The 17,689-nt window shown below is 68.4% G+C and carries 10 protein-coding genes; 2 read left to right on the top strand and 8 right to left on the bottom strand.

All coding sequences use genetic code 11. The features are described from left to right. Positions 1-100: 100 nt before the first annotated feature. Both AC07OY_RS00555 and AC07OY_RS00550 read left to right on the top strand, forming a co-directional pair. Positions 101-1,561 carry a peptide MFS transporter gene (locus AC07OY_RS00555; protein WP_495040577.1) on the top strand — a complete coding sequence of 487 codons (1,461 nt, stop codon included), beginning with the start codon at positions 101-103 and terminating at the stop codon, positions 1,559-1,561. Positions 1,562-1,742: 181 nt separating this feature from the next. Continuing rightward, positions 1,743-5,105 (top strand): EAL domain-containing protein, encoded by a 3,363-nt coding sequence (locus tag AC07OY_RS00550; protein WP_495040576.1) that lies wholly within the window; start codon positions 1,743-1,745, stop codon positions 5,103-5,105. On the opposite strand, the gene AC07OY_RS00545 is transcribed toward AC07OY_RS00550, so the two are convergent. The 8 genes from AC07OY_RS00545 to AC07OY_RS00510 form a co-directional block, all read right to left on the bottom strand. Further along, complete coding sequence (locus AC07OY_RS00545) at positions 5,093-6,085, bottom strand: glycoside hydrolase family protein (RefSeq protein WP_495040575.1); 993 nt, start codon at positions 6,083-6,085, stop codon at positions 5,093-5,095. The two genes, AC07OY_RS00550 and AC07OY_RS00545, sit on opposite strands and share 13 nt — an antisense overlap. Positions 6,086-6,104: 19 nt before the next feature. Continuing rightward, positions 6,105-8,078: an RICIN domain-containing protein gene (locus AC07OY_RS00540; RefSeq protein WP_495040574.1), complete on the bottom strand. Its 1,974-nt coding sequence runs from the start codon at positions 8,076-8,078 to the stop codon at positions 6,105-6,107. A 68-nt stretch (positions 8,079-8,146) separates the two neighbouring features. Further along, positions 8,147-9,943: a glycoside hydrolase family 2 protein gene (locus AC07OY_RS00535; protein WP_495040573.1), complete on the bottom strand. Its 1,797-nt coding sequence runs from the start codon at positions 9,941-9,943 to the stop codon at positions 8,147-8,149. Beyond that, complete coding sequence (yjfF, locus tag AC07OY_RS00530) at positions 9,940-10,932, bottom strand: galactofuranose ABC transporter, permease protein YjfF (RefSeq protein WP_495040572.1); 993 nt, start codon at positions 10,930-10,932, stop codon at positions 9,940-9,942. Before yjfF ends, AC07OY_RS00535 begins: the two co-directional genes overlap by 4 nt. Next, positions 10,929-11,864 carry an ABC transporter permease gene (locus AC07OY_RS00525; protein ID WP_495040571.1) on the bottom strand — a complete coding sequence of 312 codons (936 nt, stop codon included), beginning with the start codon at positions 11,862-11,864 and terminating at the stop codon, positions 10,929-10,931. Before AC07OY_RS00525 ends, yjfF begins: the two co-directional genes overlap by 4 nt. Next, entirely contained in the window at positions 11,861-13,342 is a 1,482-nt protein-coding gene (locus AC07OY_RS00520; RefSeq protein WP_495040570.1) for a sugar ABC transporter ATP-binding protein, read from the bottom strand. The genes AC07OY_RS00525 and AC07OY_RS00520 overlap by 4 nt, the downstream gene beginning before the upstream one ends. Continuing rightward, the gene (locus AC07OY_RS00515; RefSeq protein WP_495040569.1) at positions 13,342-14,292 is read right to left on the bottom strand and encodes an ABC transporter substrate-binding protein; all 951 of its coding nucleotides are present in this window, start codon (positions 14,290-14,292) and stop codon (positions 13,342-13,344) included. The genes AC07OY_RS00520 and AC07OY_RS00515 overlap by 1 nt, the downstream gene beginning before the upstream one ends. A gap of 336 nt (positions 14,293-14,628) precedes the next feature. Beyond that, positions 14,629-17,364, bottom strand: a complete 2,736-nt coding sequence (locus AC07OY_RS00510) for a TonB-dependent receptor (RefSeq protein ID WP_495040568.1) — start codon at positions 17,362-17,364, stop codon at positions 14,629-14,631. Positions 17,365-17,689: the final 325 nt, after the last annotated feature.

Raw genomic sequence — 17,689 nt, 5'->3', positions numbered from 1 at the left:
TGACAGGGCCGCTGCATCCTATGCGTCAGCCTGACCCTGCCCTGTCCGCGGGATGACACCCAGGCGAAACCTCGCTTCGCGCCTGGACAATCCCGGCCCCATGAACAGACTCCAACAACTGACGGCCCGCATCCCCGAAGGCGCGGCCGTCCTCTTCCTGATCCAGGTCTTCTCGACGCTGGGCTTCGCCGTCCTGCAGTTCACGTTGACGCTGTACACGACCCGCCACCACGGCTTCACGAGCGAGCAGGCCGCCCTCATCACCGGCGTCTTCGGCGCCTTCAACTACGGCCTGCACCTGTTCGGCGGCTATCTGGGTGGGCGCTTCCTCAGCAACCGCAACCTGTTCGTCGGCGGCATGCTGCTTCAGGTGCTGGGCTGCGCCACCGTGGCCGGCGGCAGCCTGGAAGGCCTGTACTGGGGCATGGCCCTGTTCCTGGCCGGCTGCGGCCTCAACGTGACCTGCGTGAACATGATGCTGACGCAGCGCTTCACGCCCGAGGACAACCGCCGCGAGGCCGCCTTCCTGTGGAACTACGCCGGCATGAACGTGGGCTTCTTCATCGGCTTCACGGTGTCGGGCGTGTTCCAGCTCAGCGAGGACTATCCGTCGCTGTTCTGGTTCGCGACGCTGGGCAATGCCGGCGCCATCGCCGTGGCGCTGATCTTCTGGCGAACGCTGGCCGACCGCAGCACACCTCTCGTGCAGCGCCGCGGCGCCGACTTCTGGGTCCGCTTCGCCGTTGGTTGCGCCGTGATGGTGGGCCTGGTGCCGGTGCTGGTCTGGCTGCTGAAGCGGCCCGGCGACACCTCCATCGGCATGAAGGCCTTCTGCGCCGTCGTCGCCCTGGTGCTGATCGTCATGACGCTGCGCCATCCGGTGCTGGCCGAGAAGCAGCGCATGCAGGCCTATCTGGTGCTGACGGCGGGCTCGCTGGTGTTCTGGTCGCTCTACCAGATGGCGCCCAACGGCCTGCAGCTGTATGCGGTGGGCAATGTGCTGATGAACGTCTGGGGCGTGGCCGTGGCGCCGCAATGGGTGCAGAACATCAACACCGTCACCATCGTCATCGGCGGCCCGCTGCTGGCCGCGCTGTTCGCCCGCTGGCGCGAGCGCGGCTGGCCGGTCGACATCCCCGTGCAGTTCTCGGCCTCGCTGCTGCTGATGGGTCTGGGCTTCCTGGTGCTGCCCATCGGCATCCACTTTGCCGACGGCACGGGCAAGTCGGACTTCTCCTGGCTCTTCCTCAGCTATCTGCTGCAGGCCGTGGCAGAGCTGCTGATCTCGCCCATCGGCTACGCCATGATCGGCCGGCTGGCGCCCAGGCAATACCAGGGCGTCATGATGGGCAGCTGGATGCTGGTGACGGGCCTGGCCTCGCTGTTCGCCGGCGACTTCTCCGGCGTGGTGTCCCAGCCGGTGGACGGCTCGCCGCTGACGACGAATCCGCAGTACGCGACGCTCTTCACGCAGCTGGCGGTCGGCAGTCTGGTGACGGGCGCGGTGATGTTCGCGCTGCGGCCGTGGCTGAGGCGGCTGATCGACGGCCCCAGCACCTGACCTGACGCCACCAGGCGCACTAGCTGTCTTTGAGCTGTCCGGCGCACTTGCGTCGCCGCGGCAGAGGTGTAACGTCACCCTGTGGCGCCGTTAGGTCCGGGCGCGGGCCTGTTGCGGCCGGACGACGAAGTGCTTTGCACGACGCGGCCCGGCCGGGCACGGCGGGAGGAGGCCCCACGCAGTGCGCTTGCGCCACCGCTTCGAAGCCAAGGTGCTGCTGGCATTCGGCACGGCGATGCTCGTCGTGCTGGTGCTCTGCGCCATCACATGGGGCCTCGCCAGCGACGCCGCCGATGCCGTGCGTCAGGTCGAGGGCACGCAAGCCATGCTGCACGCACTGGCCGAGGCGCGCTCTGCCACGCTGCAGGCGGAACTCAGCACGCAGAGCTACCGGATGTCCGGCGAAGAGCAGCATCTGGTTGAGCGCGACGCCGCAATGGCCCGGCGCGAGACGCTGCTGCAGGACATGCAAAGGCTGACAAAGGACAACCCGACCCAGCAGGCGCGCTGGGCGGAACTGCGCGCCGTGGTGGACCAGCGCAAGGCGCTCTCCCGGCAGATCGAGGCCGTGCGCAGGACGGAGGGTGCGGCTGCGGCGGCCGCCCTGGTCGCCGGCGCACCACTGAAGGAGACGCGTGTGCGCACGCACCGCCTGCTGGACGCGATGGAGCAGGACGAGCGCGAGCGGCTGGCGCAACGCAGCACCGAGCGCGAGAGCAGCGGCCAGCGCATGCGGCTGGTCGGGGCGCTGGGGACGGCGATGCTGGCGGTGCAGCTGGTCTCGACCTATCTGCTGATGCGCCGCCAATGGCGCGCCGCGGAACACAGCCGTCGCCAGCTGGAAGACAGCGAGGAGCGCCTGGCCATCACGCTGCGCTCCATCGGCGAGGCCGTGTTGGCGACGGACATGGACGGTCTCGTCACCCGCATGAACCCGCTGGCAGAGCGCCTGACGGGCTGGCCCATGGCGCAGGCGCTGGGCCGCCATGTCGAGGAGGTGGTCCGCATCACTGACGATGCCGGCAGCCCGCTCGCCGCCAGCCCGGTGGGCATCGTGCTGAGCAACGGCGAGGCGCAGACCCGCGAGCGCGACGTCATGCTGCTCGCGCGCGACGACAGCAGCTGCCCCATTGCCATCAGTGCCACGCCCAAACGCGACCTGGCCGGGCGGCTGCGCGGCGCCGTGCTGGTGTTCCGCGACGTCACGCTCGAGCGCCAGGCCCAGCGCAGCATCGAGGCGCAGAACGAATGGCTGGCCGAGCGCGTGCAGGAGCGCACCGCCCAGCTGCGCGAAAGCGAGGCGCACCTGCGCAGCGTGACGACCAATGTGCCGGCGCTGATTGCCTATGTGGACGACACGCAGCGCTATGTCTACGCCAACCAGCATTACCGCGAGCGCTTTGCGCCGGACCGCATCGACATCGTCGGTTGCACGGTGGCGGAAATCCTGGGCAGCGCCCGCTATGCGATCGCCGCGCCGCTGATCGATCGGGTGCTGCAGGGCGAGGCCCAGACCTATGACTGGGAGCCTTTCCCGGGTGTCTGGCAGGTCATCGGCTATGTACCGCAGCGCGACGCGGCCGAGCGCGTCATCGGCTACTACGTGCTGGGCACCGACATCACCGAACGCAAGCATGCGGAGGAGAGGATCCGCGCCCTCAACGGCGAACTGGAACTGCGGGTGCGTGAGCTGGAGCGCGTCAGCCGCGCGCTGCGCACGCTCAGCGCCGGCAACCGCACCATGCTGCGCGCCCGCGAGGAGCAGGCCCTGCTGCACAGCATGTGCGAGGCCATCGTCACCACCGGCGGCTACGGGTTGGCCATCATCTGGTACCGCGCCGACGAGGCCTCGAATGCCCTGCTGCCCATGGCAGAGCATGGCTATCCCGGCGGGCTGGCGGCGCTGCGGCTGCTGAAGGTGACCTGGGCCGAAGGCGAGTTCGGCGCCGGCGTGGCCGGCGTGGCCGCGCGGACCGGCCAGGCCAGCACCGTGTCAGACATGGCCAGCGACCCGGCCTATGCGAGCTGGCGCCAGCATCTGGCCGGCCACCGCTCCGCGCTGGGCTGCCCGCTGCGCGTCGGCGAAGAGGTCATCGGCGCGCTGGCCGTCTATGACGCCGAGCCCGACACCTTCGACGCCGACGAGGTCATGCTGCTGACCGAGTCCGCCGACGACCTCGCCTTCGGCATCACGACGCTGCGCACCCGCGCCGAGCAGGAGCGCGCGCGCGTGGCCATGCACCGGCTGACACATTTCGACGCGCTGACCGGCCTGCCCAACCAGGCCGAGTTTGCCGCGGCACTGGAGATCGCTGTCGACCTGGGCCAGCGCGAAGGCCGGCCGTTTGCGGCATTGCAGACCAATATCGACAGGCTGCGTGAGGTCAACGACGCACTGGGCTTTGCGCATGGCGACGCGATGCTGCGCGAGTTCGCCGCGCGGCTGCGGGCCGCCGCCCCGGCCCATGCCGTGGTCGCACGGCTGCGCGGCGACGAGTTCGCCATCCTGGTCCCGGGCGGCGACCGGCAGGCCGCGACCACGCTGGCCGAGCAGCTGGACGAGTGCCTGGCCCTGCCCTTCCAGGTGGCCGACATTCCGCTCGACGTGTCCTTCAAGACCGGCATCGTGCTGTTTCCCGAGCACGGCCTGACGCCGCACGACGTCTTCAGGCATATGGACATCGCGCTGCACCAGGCCAAGCAGCGCGGCGCCCGGCATGGCTTCTTCGATGCGCGGCGCCACAACGCGCAGCCCATCCGCCTGAGCCTGGCCTCCGAGCTCAAGCGCGCCATCGACGGCGATCAGTTGCGCGTCTACCTGCAGCCCAAGATCGACATGGGCAGCGGCCGCGTCTGCGGTGCCGAGGCCCTGGTGCGCTGGCAGCATCCGCAGCGCGGCCTGGTGCCGCCGGCCGAGTTCATCGAACTCGCGGAGCACACCGGGCTGATCAAGCGGCTGACGGAATGGATGCTGGAGACGGTGCTGGCGCTGAGCCGCGACTGGGCCCATGAGGGGCGGGCGTTGCCGATCGCCGTCAACCTGTCGGCCCGCAACCTGCGCGACGAAGATCTGCTCGAGCGGATTCGCCAGCTGCTGGTCCGGTTCGGCACCACGCCCGGCCTGCTGGAGCTGGAGATCACCGAGAGCACGGTGATGGACGACGCCGAGTTCGCGCTGGGCGTGCTGCATGGCCTGCGCGCCCTGGGCATCCCGCCGCACATCGACGACTTCGGCACCGGCTATTCATCACTGAGCTATCTGCAGCGCCTGCCCGTTGACTACATCAAGATCGACCAGTCCTTCGTCCGCGACATGTCGCGCAGCAAGGACTCGGCCGCCATCGTGCGATCCACCATCGACCTGGTGCACGACCTGGGCCGGCGCATCGTCGCCGAGGGTGTCGAGACCCAGGCCGATTGGGAGCAGCTCGCCCGCCTGGGCTGCGACGTGGCCCAGGGTTATTTCATGGCGCGGCCGATGCCGGCGGGCGATTTCATGGCCTGGTGGCAGGGCTACACGCCGCCGCCAGTTCACTCCGGATAGGCCTTCACCAAAGCGTCGAGCTGGGCCTTGGACACGGCCATCATGAAGCCGTGCCTGAGGCTGGCCGGCATCTCGAAGCGGTTCCACTCCTTGACGCCCGAGTTCCCCCAGACCTCGATCCACGGCCCCTCCAGCCGCGGCGCCATCGACAGGCCATAGCTGGTACCGGCGTACTGCTCGTAGTACATCAGCCAGTCCTGGCCGTTGGGCGCGCGGATCAGCGTGGGCGCCTCGCGGAAGGCGGGGCTGAGCGGCGGGCCGGGGTTGGGATAGGGGCCGAGCAGATTCGCCGCGCAGCTCATGCGGATGGTCTTGCCCGTCGTCCAGATGTAAGACGGGAAGCGCTCGTCCTTCACCACGGCGCAGTAGCCGCCAGCCGGGTTGTCGACCAGGAAGACGTCGATGGTGGCCATGTCCCAGTCGAACAGACGCTTCGGAGGCCCCTTGAACTCGCGCAGGTCGGGCGAGGTCACGTACAGCGTGCGCTGGCTGGACCAGTAGCGCTCGGGGTCGTCAGTCGAGCCCGGCACATTGGGCGTGTGCCACATCAGCACGAACTGCTTGCTGGCCTTGTCGAAGAAAAGCTTGGGTGCGCCGATGCGCTGCATCGGGTGGGGCTGGCCCACCGCGGTGGAGAGATCGGGCTTGTAGGTGCCGAACTTTGTCCACCTGACCAGGTCGTCGGACACCCAGAAGCGGATCTCCTGGTCGTCGTCGCTCTGGTTGCCGACCAGGTAGTAGCGGCCATCGCCGCCCTGCACGATGAAGGGGTGGCCGTGGTAGTCCTCGTTGACGGCCTTGCCCTTGTTGAGGCGTTTCCAGTGCAGGCCATCGGTGCTGACGGCGTAGTGCAGCACGCCGTAGCGGGCATGCGTCATGTGGGCGAACAGATAGCCGCCAGCGGATGGTGCCGGTTCCGCGGCGGGCGCCATGCCCGCCGCGGCCAGCAGCAACCCGGCGAGCCAGGTTTGCAACTTCATTGTTCAGATCTCCTTGAGTTCACGGGGGCAGGAGCTGCCAACGCTGGCAATCACCGCCCAGCCATTCCCACTGCGCGACATCCGCGCCATTGGCTGTTGAACAACCGGCCACATCCAGCACGCGGCCGCTGTTCTTGCTGACGATGCGCACATAGCCCGAGCCGACGTTCTCTATGCCCCAGCGCTGGGCCGGCGCGTTGTTGGCCGTCCACTGGCGCACGTCGGCGCCCATGCGCAGCGAGGCGTCCTGCACGTCCATCTTCAGTCCGCTGTTGACGGAGGTGAACTCGTAGAAGCCGTCGCTGGTCTGCGTGACATTCCAGCGCTGGCAGTTGGCGCCGCTGTAGGGCCATTGCTGGATATTGCCGCCGGCGGCGGGCGAGCAGGCGTTCACGTCAAGCGCCTGGCCGCTGTGCTTGGCGATGACCTTGTAGGTGGCGTTGGCCACCGAGTTGGGGCTGACGCGCTCGAAGCGCCAGCGCTGGCAGTCGCCGCCCACCCACGTCCATTGCTGCACATTGGCGCCGGTCGCGGTCGAGCAGGCATTCACATCCAGCACGAGATTGCTGTTGTGGTTGATGACCCGATAGTGGCCGTCACCCACCGGTTCGATGCGCCACTTCTGGCAGTTCAGACCGTTCACCGTCTGCTGGCGCACGTCGCCGCCGGCGGCGGTGGAGCAGCCATTCACATCGAGCGCCTGGCCGCTGTGCTGGGCGGTGATGGTGTAGACGCCGTTGGCCGCGTTGGTCACCTTCCAGCGCTGGCAGTCGCCGCCGATCCAGGTGTACTGGGCCACGTCGGCACCCACCGTCGTCGAGCAGCCGGCCACATCCAGCACCTGGTTGCTGTGCTTGGCGACGATGCGATAGACGCCATCAGCCACCGGATGGTTCAGCGGCGCGCTGGCGAACTGCATGCGGCAGCCCATGCCGGCCAGTTGCAGCACGCGCTGGTTGTCACTGGAGGCCAGCAGCTGGCTGCTGTAGTTGGTGCAGGCATCGCCACCGGTGTTGACCGGTGTGGCCAGCGGCGTGGCAGCCTCGGTCCAGGCACCCGTGCCGCCATTGGTGTTGAACATGTAGACGCGGCCGTTGGCGTCCTCGTTCAGCGCATTCGTGCCATTGCGGCGCAGCAGCTGGCCGATCAGCAGGATGCGGCCCTGCGGGCTGCCGTCGTTCATCCAGGTGATGGTGGGCGTGTGGCTGAAGTGGTTGCCCGCCGTGGACTCGACGCGCGTGCCCATATTGCTGGCCGTGCCCCAGCTGCTGCCGTTGCTGGAGGTGCGCACATAGACGTCGCAGGCGCGCGAGCCACAGATCTCGTAGCTCATCACATACGTACCGTTGGGCAGCTTGCGCACGATGGGCATGCCGGGTCGCAGGTCGCCGCCGTCGCTGATGCCGACGTCGACGACATCGGCGCCCCAGGTCAGGCCGCCGTTGGTGGAGACCTTGTGGGCGATCAGCTGGTTGAAGCCGCCGGACTTGTACTCCTCGCTGGAATAGAACATCAGCAACCGGCCAGCGCTGTCGATGGCGAACTCGGGCTCCCAGATGCCGGTGTTGCCGACGGCGGGCACCGACAGCTGCGTCCAGGTGCGGCCCACGTCGGTGCTGCGGTACAGGCGGATGGTGTGGGTCGTGCCGTTGCGGCCGGTGGTGGCCCAGAACAGCGTGCCCGCCGTGGTCGAGCCCAGCGTCTGCGGCACCTCCCACAGACCGCTGCAGCAATGCCAGGGCTCGGGCACGGTGATGCTGCCGACCTGGGTCCAGCTCGCCCCCTGGTTGGTGCTCTCGTAGATCAGCGACTGGCTGCCGCCGAGGTCGTGGGAGGCGATCAGCCGCCCGTTGGCGCCGCCACTGGCGGCGAGCCTGATCATGCGCGGGTAGAAGCTGTCCTGCGTGGTGTTGAGCACCACATCGGCCGCGCGGGCCGCGGTACCGGTCAGCAGCGCGCACAGCGCCGCCATCAAGATGAACAAAACTCTCATGCCTGTCTCCTGGTGGATGGAAGAACGCGGCTCTGGCGGCCGCTCAGGATGGAACCCCCGGGGAAAATTCAGCGGCCGAACTGGATCAGCTCGCGGTTGGCCTTCTTCACGCGCTCGAAGTCCAGCTTCTGCACACGGCGGTCGTAGGTGAAGAAGCCGTTGAGCTCCTCCTCGACATCGGTCGTCTCGGTGTAGACCGCCGCACTCAAGCCCTGTGTCGCGGCGTACTCGCGCAGCTTGGCGGCCTGCTCGACATAGACCTTGGTGACCGCCTCCTTGCTCTCGTAGAGCAGGTAGCAGCACTTGGAGTCGGGCCGGAACATATGGCCGGGCGTGCGCAGGCTGTTGCCGCCGTACTCGCCGAGGACGGCGATGCGGCCGGGCTGCCAATTGACCGGCTGCGGGCCAGGGTAGTCGTGCAGGTCGATGACATCGCCGCCGCCCTGGTCGTGGGGATCGAAGTTGATGCCGGAGTGGGTGTTGATGAGGCGGGTCGTATCCAGGGCCTTGAAGGCATCGGACATGCGGCGGTGGTCGAAGTCGCCCCAGCTCTCATTGAAGATGACCCACGAGACGATGGACGGCACGCTGCGCAGCTGATCGACGATCTCGCGCATCTGGCCCTCGGTGCGGCTGCGGATCGCCAGGTCCTTCTCGGCATCCCAGGCCTGGGGCATGTCCTGCCACACCAAGAGGCCCAGCCTGTCGGCCCAGTAGAACCAGCGCGCCGGCTCCACCTTGATGTGCTTGCGGACCATGTTGAAGCCCAGGTCCTTGGTGGCCTGCAGATCGAACTTCAGCGCCTCGTCGGTCGGCGCCGTGTAGAGGCCATCCGGCCAGAAGCCCTGGTCCAGCGGGCCGAACTGGAAGACGAACCTGCCGTTGAGCAGCGGGCGCGGCACGCCGGCGACAACGCCGATGCTCATCGAGCGCATGCCGAAATAGCTGTCGACCTGGTCGACGACCTTGTCGTTGCGGCGCAGCGTGACCTTGAGGTCGTAGAGGAAGGGATCGTCCGGCGACCACAGGCGCGGCTTGGGCACGGGGATGTGCAGCTCGGTGCCGGGGCGGCCCGTGACGCGGCCGACCGGCTTGCCGTCACGATAGGCGACGGCCTCGACTTCAGCATCCGCGTCGGCGCGCACGATGACTTGCAGGCGCTGCTTGGCGACGTCGGGCGTCAGGTCCAGCCGCGCCACATGGGCCGCGCCGACCGGCTCCAGCCACACCGTCTGCCAGATGCCGGAGCTGGGCGTGTAGAAGATGCCGCCGGGTTTCAATGACTGCTTGCCCAGCATGCCGTCGCCGGTGCTGGGATCGAAGGCGGAGACGACCAGCTCGTTGTGGCCCGCTTTCAGGTGATCGGTGATGTCGAAGCTGAAGGACGCATAGCCGCCGTCGTGGAAGCCGACGCGCGTGCCGTTGACATAGACATTGGCGACGCGGTCCACCGCGCCGAAATTGACGCGCACGCGCTGGCCCGCCCAGGCGGCAGGGATCTCGAACGAGCGGCGATACCAGAGGTTGACCTCACCGAGTCGCTCGATGCCGGAGAGGCGCGACTCGACCGGATAGGGCACCCTCACCTGCTCCAGCTTGGCCGGGAAGGCCGGCGCCGTGGACGGCACATGGCGGGCATCGGGCGCTCCCTTGCCGCCCCAGTAATCCCAAGGGCCGTTCAGGTTCAGCCAGGCCTTGCGCACGAGCTGGGGGCGCGGGTACTCGGGCAGGGGCACGGCGGCCTTCTCGGCCTCGGCGGTCCAGGGCGTGGTCAGGCGCACGCCGGGGACGACGGGCTTCTCGGGCTCCTGCGCGTGGGTGGCGCTCGCGAACGCGAGGACAAGAGCGGATATCAGCAGTCTCATGACAACCTCGTGGATGAATCAGGGGAGGTGCGGCGGCCGTGCCACCACACGAGCAGGCGCTGCAGCCCGCAGAACAACCCCAGCAGCGCGCCGACGACGATGCGCGTCCACCAGGAGCTCAAGCTGCCGTCGAACAGGATCAGCGTCTGGATCAGGCCGAGCATCAGAACGCCGGTCAGCGCGCCCAGCACATGGCCGGTGCCGCCGCTGAGCAACGCGCCGCCGATGACGACGGCGGCGATCGCGTCCAGCTCCAGCCCCTGAGCATGCAGGCCGTAGCCGGACAGCGTGTAGATGCCGAACAGCACGCCGCCCAGCGCCGCGCACAGGCCGCTGACGGCATAGACGGCGATGCGCGTGGCGGCCACGGGCAGGCCCATCAGGCGTGCGGACGATTCCTGCCCGCCCAGTGCATAGACCGCACGGCCAAATCCGGTCGAGCGCGCCACCCACACGGCCAGCGCCAGCAGGGCCAGCGCGGCAACGGCGCCCGGCGTGATCTCACCCAGCGGGCCCAGCGACCAGCGCGCCTGCGACCAGGCGGCCAGCGTCTCGTTGGCGATGGGGATGGCATCGACGCTGAGCACATAGCAAAGCCCGCGCGCCAGGAAGAGGCCGGCCAGCGTGACGATGAAGGCCGGCACCGCAAAGGCCTGGATGACCCAGCCCATGGCCGCGCCAAAGGCCGCGCCGCCCAGCAGCAGCAGCGGGATCAACAGCCCGGGCGCCAGCTGCGCGCGCTCCGCGCCCAGGGCCAGGCCCATCGTCGTCAGCGCGACGACCGCGCCCACCGACAGGTCGATGCCGCCGGACAGGATGACGAAGCTCATGCCGACGGCGACGACGAGCAGGAAGGCGTTGTCGATCAGCAGGTTCAGCAACACCTGTCCCGACAGCAGACCCGGGTACGCGGCCGCACCCCCGAGCGTGGCGACAACGAGCAGCGCCAGCGAGGCCCAGCTCGGCAGGTCTTGTGCGCTGAACTTCATGCGCGCCTCCACACGGCCGACTGGCTGATGGACACCGCGAACACCACCGCCGCCTTGACGACCAGCGTGACCTCGGGCGCGATGCCGAGGGCATAGATGCTGGTCGTCAACGTCTGGATGATGAGCGCGCCCAGCAGGCTGCCACGCAGGCTGAAGCGCCCACCCAGCAGCGAGGTGCCACCCAGCGTGACGGCCAGGATCGCGTCCAGCTCCAGCATCAGGCCGGCGTTGTTGGCGTCCGCGCTCCTGATGTTGGCGCTGATCATCAAACCGCCCAAGCCGGCGCACAGGCCGCAGGCGATGTAGACGGCCAGGATCAACAGCGCCGCGTTCACGCCGGCCAGGCGCGCGGCGGCCGGGTTGGCGCCGCTGGCCTGCAGGAACAGGCCCAGGGCCGTGCGGTGCTTGAGCCCGCCCAGCAGCAAGGCGAGGCCCAGGGCCAGCCAGGGCGCAAAGGGCAGGCCGAACAGGAAGCCGCTGCCGAGAAGGGCATAGCCGGCGTCGTCAATGCTGAGCACCTGGCCGTCGGTGATGAGCTGGGCGATGCCGCGGCCGGCCGTCATCAGGATCAGCGTCGCGATGATGGGCTGGATGCCGCCGGCGACGACCAGCAGGCCGTTGAACAGGCCGCACAGCGCCGCGGCACCCAGGCCGGCAACGATGGCCAAAGCCAGAGAGCCGCTGCTGTTGATCAGATCGGCCGCGACGGCGGCTGTGATGGCGACGACGGCGCCGACCGAGATGTCGATGCCGCGCACGGCGATGACCAGGGTCATGCCCATGGCGACGACCATCAGCGGCGCGGCGCGGTTGGCGATGTCGATCAGCGCACCATAGACATGGCCGTCCTGCCAGCGGACGTGGATGAAGCCGGGGTTCAGCAGCGCATTGAGGGTCAACAGCGCGGCGAGGACAAAGGCGGCGTGCTTCATGCCGCCATGCGCTCCAGCAACTGCGCTTCGCTCAGGCCGCGCGCATCCAGCTCGGCCACCTGGCGGCGCTCGCGCATGACGACGACGCGGTCGCTGGCGCGCAGCACCTCGGGCAGCTCGGAGGAGATGAAGACCAGGGCCATGCCGCTACGGCACAGCGTCAGCACCCGCTCCATCAGGTCCTGCTTGGCAGCGATGTCGATGCCGCGCGTCGGCTCGTCGAGGATGAGCAGGCGCGGCTCGGTGGCCAGCCAACGGGCCAGGATGGCTTTCTGCTGGTTGCCGCCGGAGAGCAGGCCGATGGGGGTTTCGGCGTCGGCCGTCTTGATGCCCAGCCGCTGGATGAAGGTCTCGGCCAGTTCACGCTGGGCAGCGCGGGACATGAAGGGCCAGACGCCGCGGCGAGCCTGCAGCGCGAGCACGATGTTCTCGCGCACGCTCAGGGCCGCGACGATGCCGTCGACCTTGCGCTCCTCGGGGCAGAAGGCCAGGCCGGCGCGCACGGCGTCGCGCGGGCTGTGGAAGGCGACGGGCCGACCGTCGACACGCAGTTCGCCTCGATCGGCACGGTCGGCTCCGAACAGCAGGCGGGCGACCTCCGTGCGGCCCGCGCCGAGCAGGCCGGCCAGGCCCAGCACTTCACCGGCTGCAACGCCGAAGCTCACGCCGGCGACCGCGCTGCCGCGGCCGAGCTGTTTCGCTTCGAGCAAAGGCGTGCCGGCGGCGGCGCGCTCCTCGCGTGCCGAGGTCGTGGCCGACAGCTCGCGGCCGATCATCAGCTGCACCAGCTTCATGCGCGGCAGCTCGGCCGGGTACTCGCCGACGAACTCGCCGTTGCGCAGCACCGTGAAGCGGTCGGCCACGGCATAGGCCTGGTCGAGAAAGTGGGTGACCAACAGGATGGCGACGCCCTCCCCGCGCAGCTGGTGCAGCAGCGCGAGCAGGCGGGCCGTCTCGGCCTCGTCGAGGCTGGAAGTGGGCTCGTCGAGGATGAGGACGCGGGCCTGCTGGTGCAGGGCGCGGGCGATGGCCACGAGCTGCTGCACCGCCACCCGCAGCTCGCCGAGCGGGCGGTCCACGTTGACGTCCAGGCCCAGCCGCTGGACTGCCGCCTTCGCCTCGCTTCGCATCTGGCGCCAGTCGATGCCCCACCAGCGGCGCGGGAAGCGCCCCGCCAGGATGTTCTCGGCCACCGACAGATTGGGGCAGAGCTGCACCTCCTGGTGCACCACGGCCACGCCGGCGCGCTGCATGGCTGCGGGCGTGCGGCCCTGCAGCGGCGCGCCGTCAAGATGGATGTCGCCGGCGTCGCGGCCCTGCACGCCGGCCAGGATCTTGATCAGCGTGGACTTGCCCGCGCCGTTCTGGCCCATCAGCACATGGACCTCGCCGGCGCGCAGCGTCAGCGCGGCGTCCACGAGGGCGCGCACGCCACTGAAGGCCTTGGCCACGCCATGAGCCTGCAGGACCACCGACATCAGTATTGGCGCCTGGGCAGCTCGCGCGCGGCGACTTCGGCCGGGAAGACGCCTTCCTCGGTGATGAGGCGGCGCGGCAGGGGCTTGCCGGCCTTCAGGTCCTTGACGGCCTGCATCAGCGGCGGGCCGAGCAGCGGGCTGCATTCGACCGTCACGTTGAGCTTGCCGGCCACCATGGCCTGGAAGGCCGCCTTCACGCCGTCGATGGAGACGACGAGGAGGTCCTGGCCCGGCTTGAGGCCGGCCTCCTCGATGGCCTGGATGGCGCCCAGAGCCATGTCGTCGTTGTGGGCGTAGAGGACATGGATCTTCCTGCCGGCTTCCGCCTTCAGGAAGGCCTCCATGACTTCCTTGCCCTTGGCGCGGCTGAAGTCGGCCGTCTGGGTGCGCACGATCTTGAGTCGCGTGTCGGCCTTGATGGCCTCCTCAAAGCCCTTCTTGCGGTCCAAGGCGGGTGCCGCGCCGACGGTGCCCTGCAGCTCGACGATGCGAATCTCGCCCTTGCCGCCCTTGGTCCTGTCCAGCAGCCAGCGGCCGGCGCGGCGGCCTTCCTCGACGAAGTCCGAGCCCATGAAGCTGGCCCACAGGCTCTCGTCGGCCTCTTTCACCAGGCGGTCGGTGAGGATGACCGGAATGCCCGCGGCCTTGGCCTCGCGCAGCACGGTGCCCCAGCCGGTCTCGACGACGGGCGACAGCGCGATGACGTCGACCTTCTGCGCGATGAAGGCACGCAGGGCCTTGATCTGGTTCTCCTGCTTCTGCTGGGCATCCGCGAACTTCAGCTCGATGCCGGCATCCTTGGCCGCCTGCTTGATCGAGGCCGTGTTGGCCGTGCGCCAGGCCGATTCGGCACCGATCTGCGAGAAGCCGAGGACGATCTTCTTGCCGTCGGCGGCCCAGGCGGGCAGGCCGGCTGCGACAAGGGTGGCGAGGGCGAGGCGTCGTTGCATATGCGCTTTGAGAAGAAAAAGCGCCGCCCCGACACGCGCCGGAATGGCGCGTGCACGAAGGCTGGCTGAAAAGGCGGCGCCGAACCTTGCGCCGCACGGAGATCAACGAAAGCCCCTGGTCTTCCGGGCCGAGCGCCGGGGCGCTCCCAAGCCGGCCCGTCTGGCGATGTGCGTGGCGGTCAATCCGCCACGCATCGCCGTCCCCTCGGGGGCTTCGGCCGGACACATTGCGCCCAGTGGGCGCGATGTGCCTGCCGAAGCGCTGCGGCACTGGCGCAGCGCGGTCCCGCTGGACTTGCCGCGTTCAGCAGGCAAGGCCAGACGAGGGGCCAACAATCACAATTTGAAGTTGAAGCTCAGCCCATAGAACTTGTCGTCCGACCGGATGTCGTGCGGGAAGCTCTGGTTCTGGAAGTAGCTGTAGTACTTGGCGCCGGTCAGGTTGTTGGCGTTGAGGCTGACGCTGAGCTGCTCGCTGACCTGGTAGCCGATGGCGAAGTCCAGCCGGCCGTAGGCCTTGACGCGGTTGTAGTAGGGCGCGTTGTTGTTGCCGCAGATGCCGGTGGCCAGGCCGTTCTCGGCCGGCGAGGCGACCAGGCAGTCGATCTGGCCTTCGTTGAACTTGTCGCGCCAGGTGTAGGTCAGGCGGCTGGTGATGCCGTACTTCTCGTACAGCAGGCCGGCGTTGTAGCTGTGCTTGGACACGCCCAGCAGCGGCTTGCCGAAGAGCTTGTCGCCGACGGTGTCGACCTTGCTGTCCGCCATCGTGTAGTTGCCGAACACGCCGACGCCGCTCAAGGCGCCGGGCAGCATGTCCAGGAAGTACTGGCCGCTCAGCTCCAGGCCCTTCAGCGTGGCCTTGCCGAGGTTGCGCGGGCGGCTCATGTCGTAGGTGACGCCGCCGATGACCTCGCGGGCCACGGAGCGCACGACGCGGTCCTTCAACGTGCGGTGGTAGATGGCCGCCTGCAGATAGCTGCCCTTGCCGAAGTACTTCTCGATGGACAGGTCATAGGCCGTGCTCATCTGATCCTTGAGCTCGGGGTTGCCGCCGCTGCCGCCGGGGATGACGTTGGCGTTCAAGGGCACCGAATAGTTCAGCGTCGGGTTCAGGTCGCCCAGGCCCGGGCGCGCCATCGTGACGCCGCCAGTGGCACGCACGATGAGGTTGGGCTGCACCTCCAGCTTGGCGCTGGCATTGGGCAGGAAATGGTTGGTCGTGGACGAGGCCGTCTGCGGCGTGACGACGCCGCTGATGCGGCCCGCGCCGGAGATGGTGCGCTCCGAGCGCACGAAGCGGCCGCCGAAGACGCCATCCAGGCGCATGCCGCCGATGCTGGTCTCGTAGTGCGGCTGCACATAGAGGGCGTAGGTCTTCTCGCTGGCGTCGTAGTTGTTGACCGGTGCATAGGCCGGGTCGCCCGGCTGGCTGCCGTAGAGCACGCGCAGCACGTCGGTGTTGCTGCGCAGGTAGTCGGGGTTGGGCGTCATCCAGGGCTGGCAGCCGTTGATCTGCGGGATGCAGTTGGGCGACTGGATCAGGAAGTCGGCCGGCAGCTGGGTGGCCGAGCTGACCAGGGTGACGCGGTTGCCGCCCGGGGCGCCAGGGCCGCCGGCTTCGTTGGCGCGCCACTGCGAATCGCGATCGGCGGCGCGGGCGCCGAAGTCGATGCTGGTGATGAAGCCGCTCAGCTCGTAGCTGCCTTTCAGCGCCACGGCGTTCTGCTCGCTCTTGGCCCAGTTCAGGTCCTGGAACAGGCCGTTGGCGAAGCGGAAGTCGGTCTTGCTGCCCAGCGGGTTGCCGGGCATGTTGGTGGTGCCGTTGCCGCCGTCGTTGACGACGATGTCGACGGCCGCGATCTGCTTGCCGATGTCGACGATGATGTTGCGGTTGCGGTTGTCCGACGCCATGTGCGAGAGGTCGACGTTCATGGACAGCGGGCCGCTGTTGTACTTCCAGCCGCCAGCCAGCACGCGCTGGTCGGTCGCGCCGGTCTTGGCCTGGGTGCTGGTCAGGCCGGGCACGTTGTTGAACGTGGCCGAGACGCCGTTGCACAGGTGCTGGATGCCGGCGTTGGCGTCGCCGAGGAAGCCGGCGCCGTTGATGCGGGCGTCGAAGCAGTCGGTGCTGGCCTTGGCGTTGGTGATGTTGGCCGCGGCGAAGATGTCCGAGAAGATGAAGTAGGTGCCGAACTTGCCGCGGTAGCCGGCGTACAGCGCGTCGGCGTAGAACTCGTTCTCCTTGTTGGGGCGCCACTGGATGGACGCATTGGCCTGCGGGCGCTGGTAGCCGCCGGTGTCGGTCAGGCCGCCGACGCAAGTGGGCAGCACGATGCCGGCCGCACCCGCGGGCCCATTGGTGCCGGAGCGCGGATCGCAGTTGAAGGAGATGGGGCGGTTGAACTTGTGGTCGGCGTAGGAGATGTCGGCCAGGAAGCCGATCTCGCCGGCATCCGTCTGGGTGCGGTAGGAACCGAGCACGCCGAGCTTGGTGCTGGGCTTGGTGGCGAACTCGCCCGCATTGGCGCGGCCGTTGACGACCAGGGTCAGCCCCTTGCGGAACTCCATGGGCTTGCGCAGCTTCAGGTCGATGGCGCCGGCCACGCCGCCTTCCAGCACATTGGCACCGGCCGACTTGTAGACGTCGGCGCGCGAGATGGCCTCGGCCGGCAGGTCCTGGAAGGCGAAGCCGCGGCCCACGCCGGTGAACATCTCGCGGCCGTCGACGGTCGTGATGATGTCGCCGATGCCGCGGATCAGCGGGTTGACGATTTCGTTGTTGAAGCCGACGACCGTCTGCACGCCGGGCACGCGCTGCAGGGCTTCCGCCACGGTGTTGTCGGGGAACTTGCCGATGTCGTCGGCGACGATGGACTCGACGACCTGGTCGGCATCGCGCTTGGCCTGCACGGCGGCATTGCGGCTGGCACGCTGGCCGATGATGACCACCTGGTCCAGCTTGTTGTCGGCGGCCGGCTTGGCGGCTTCCTGGGCGACGGCCTGCTGGCCGCTGAGGGCCAGGGCCAGCATGGCGGCGGCCGAGACCGGCGAGAGAGTGAATCGCTGTGTCATTGGTTTTGTCTCCTGAGGCTTGGACGACGCTGCGTGGCGCCGCCTTGGGCCGGTTTTTGAATGAAATCTTGAGCGCCGCTATGGACGCGTCCCCTTCAGTCCTGAGCCGCGGCGTGTTTGGCGCCTCGGCAAGCAGCCATTACAAACAACTTTTCTTGCAACATTAGGCGCACCGACACCCTTGTCGGGAGGCTGGCGCCACCCGGCCATGGGGATTCCCTCCGTGGCCGGCCTTCAGAACCTGCTCATTCAGCGATCGGTCTGCACCGCTTCGACGGGCTTTTCCGATCATTGAATTGATTATTCACCAATTTACTTGTTATAA

The organism is Roseateles sp. GW821-FHT09H10 (assembly GCF_059415865.1).
Note: the sequence above shows the minus strand (reverse complement) of the source record. Positions and strands in the feature narration are given on the sequence as shown.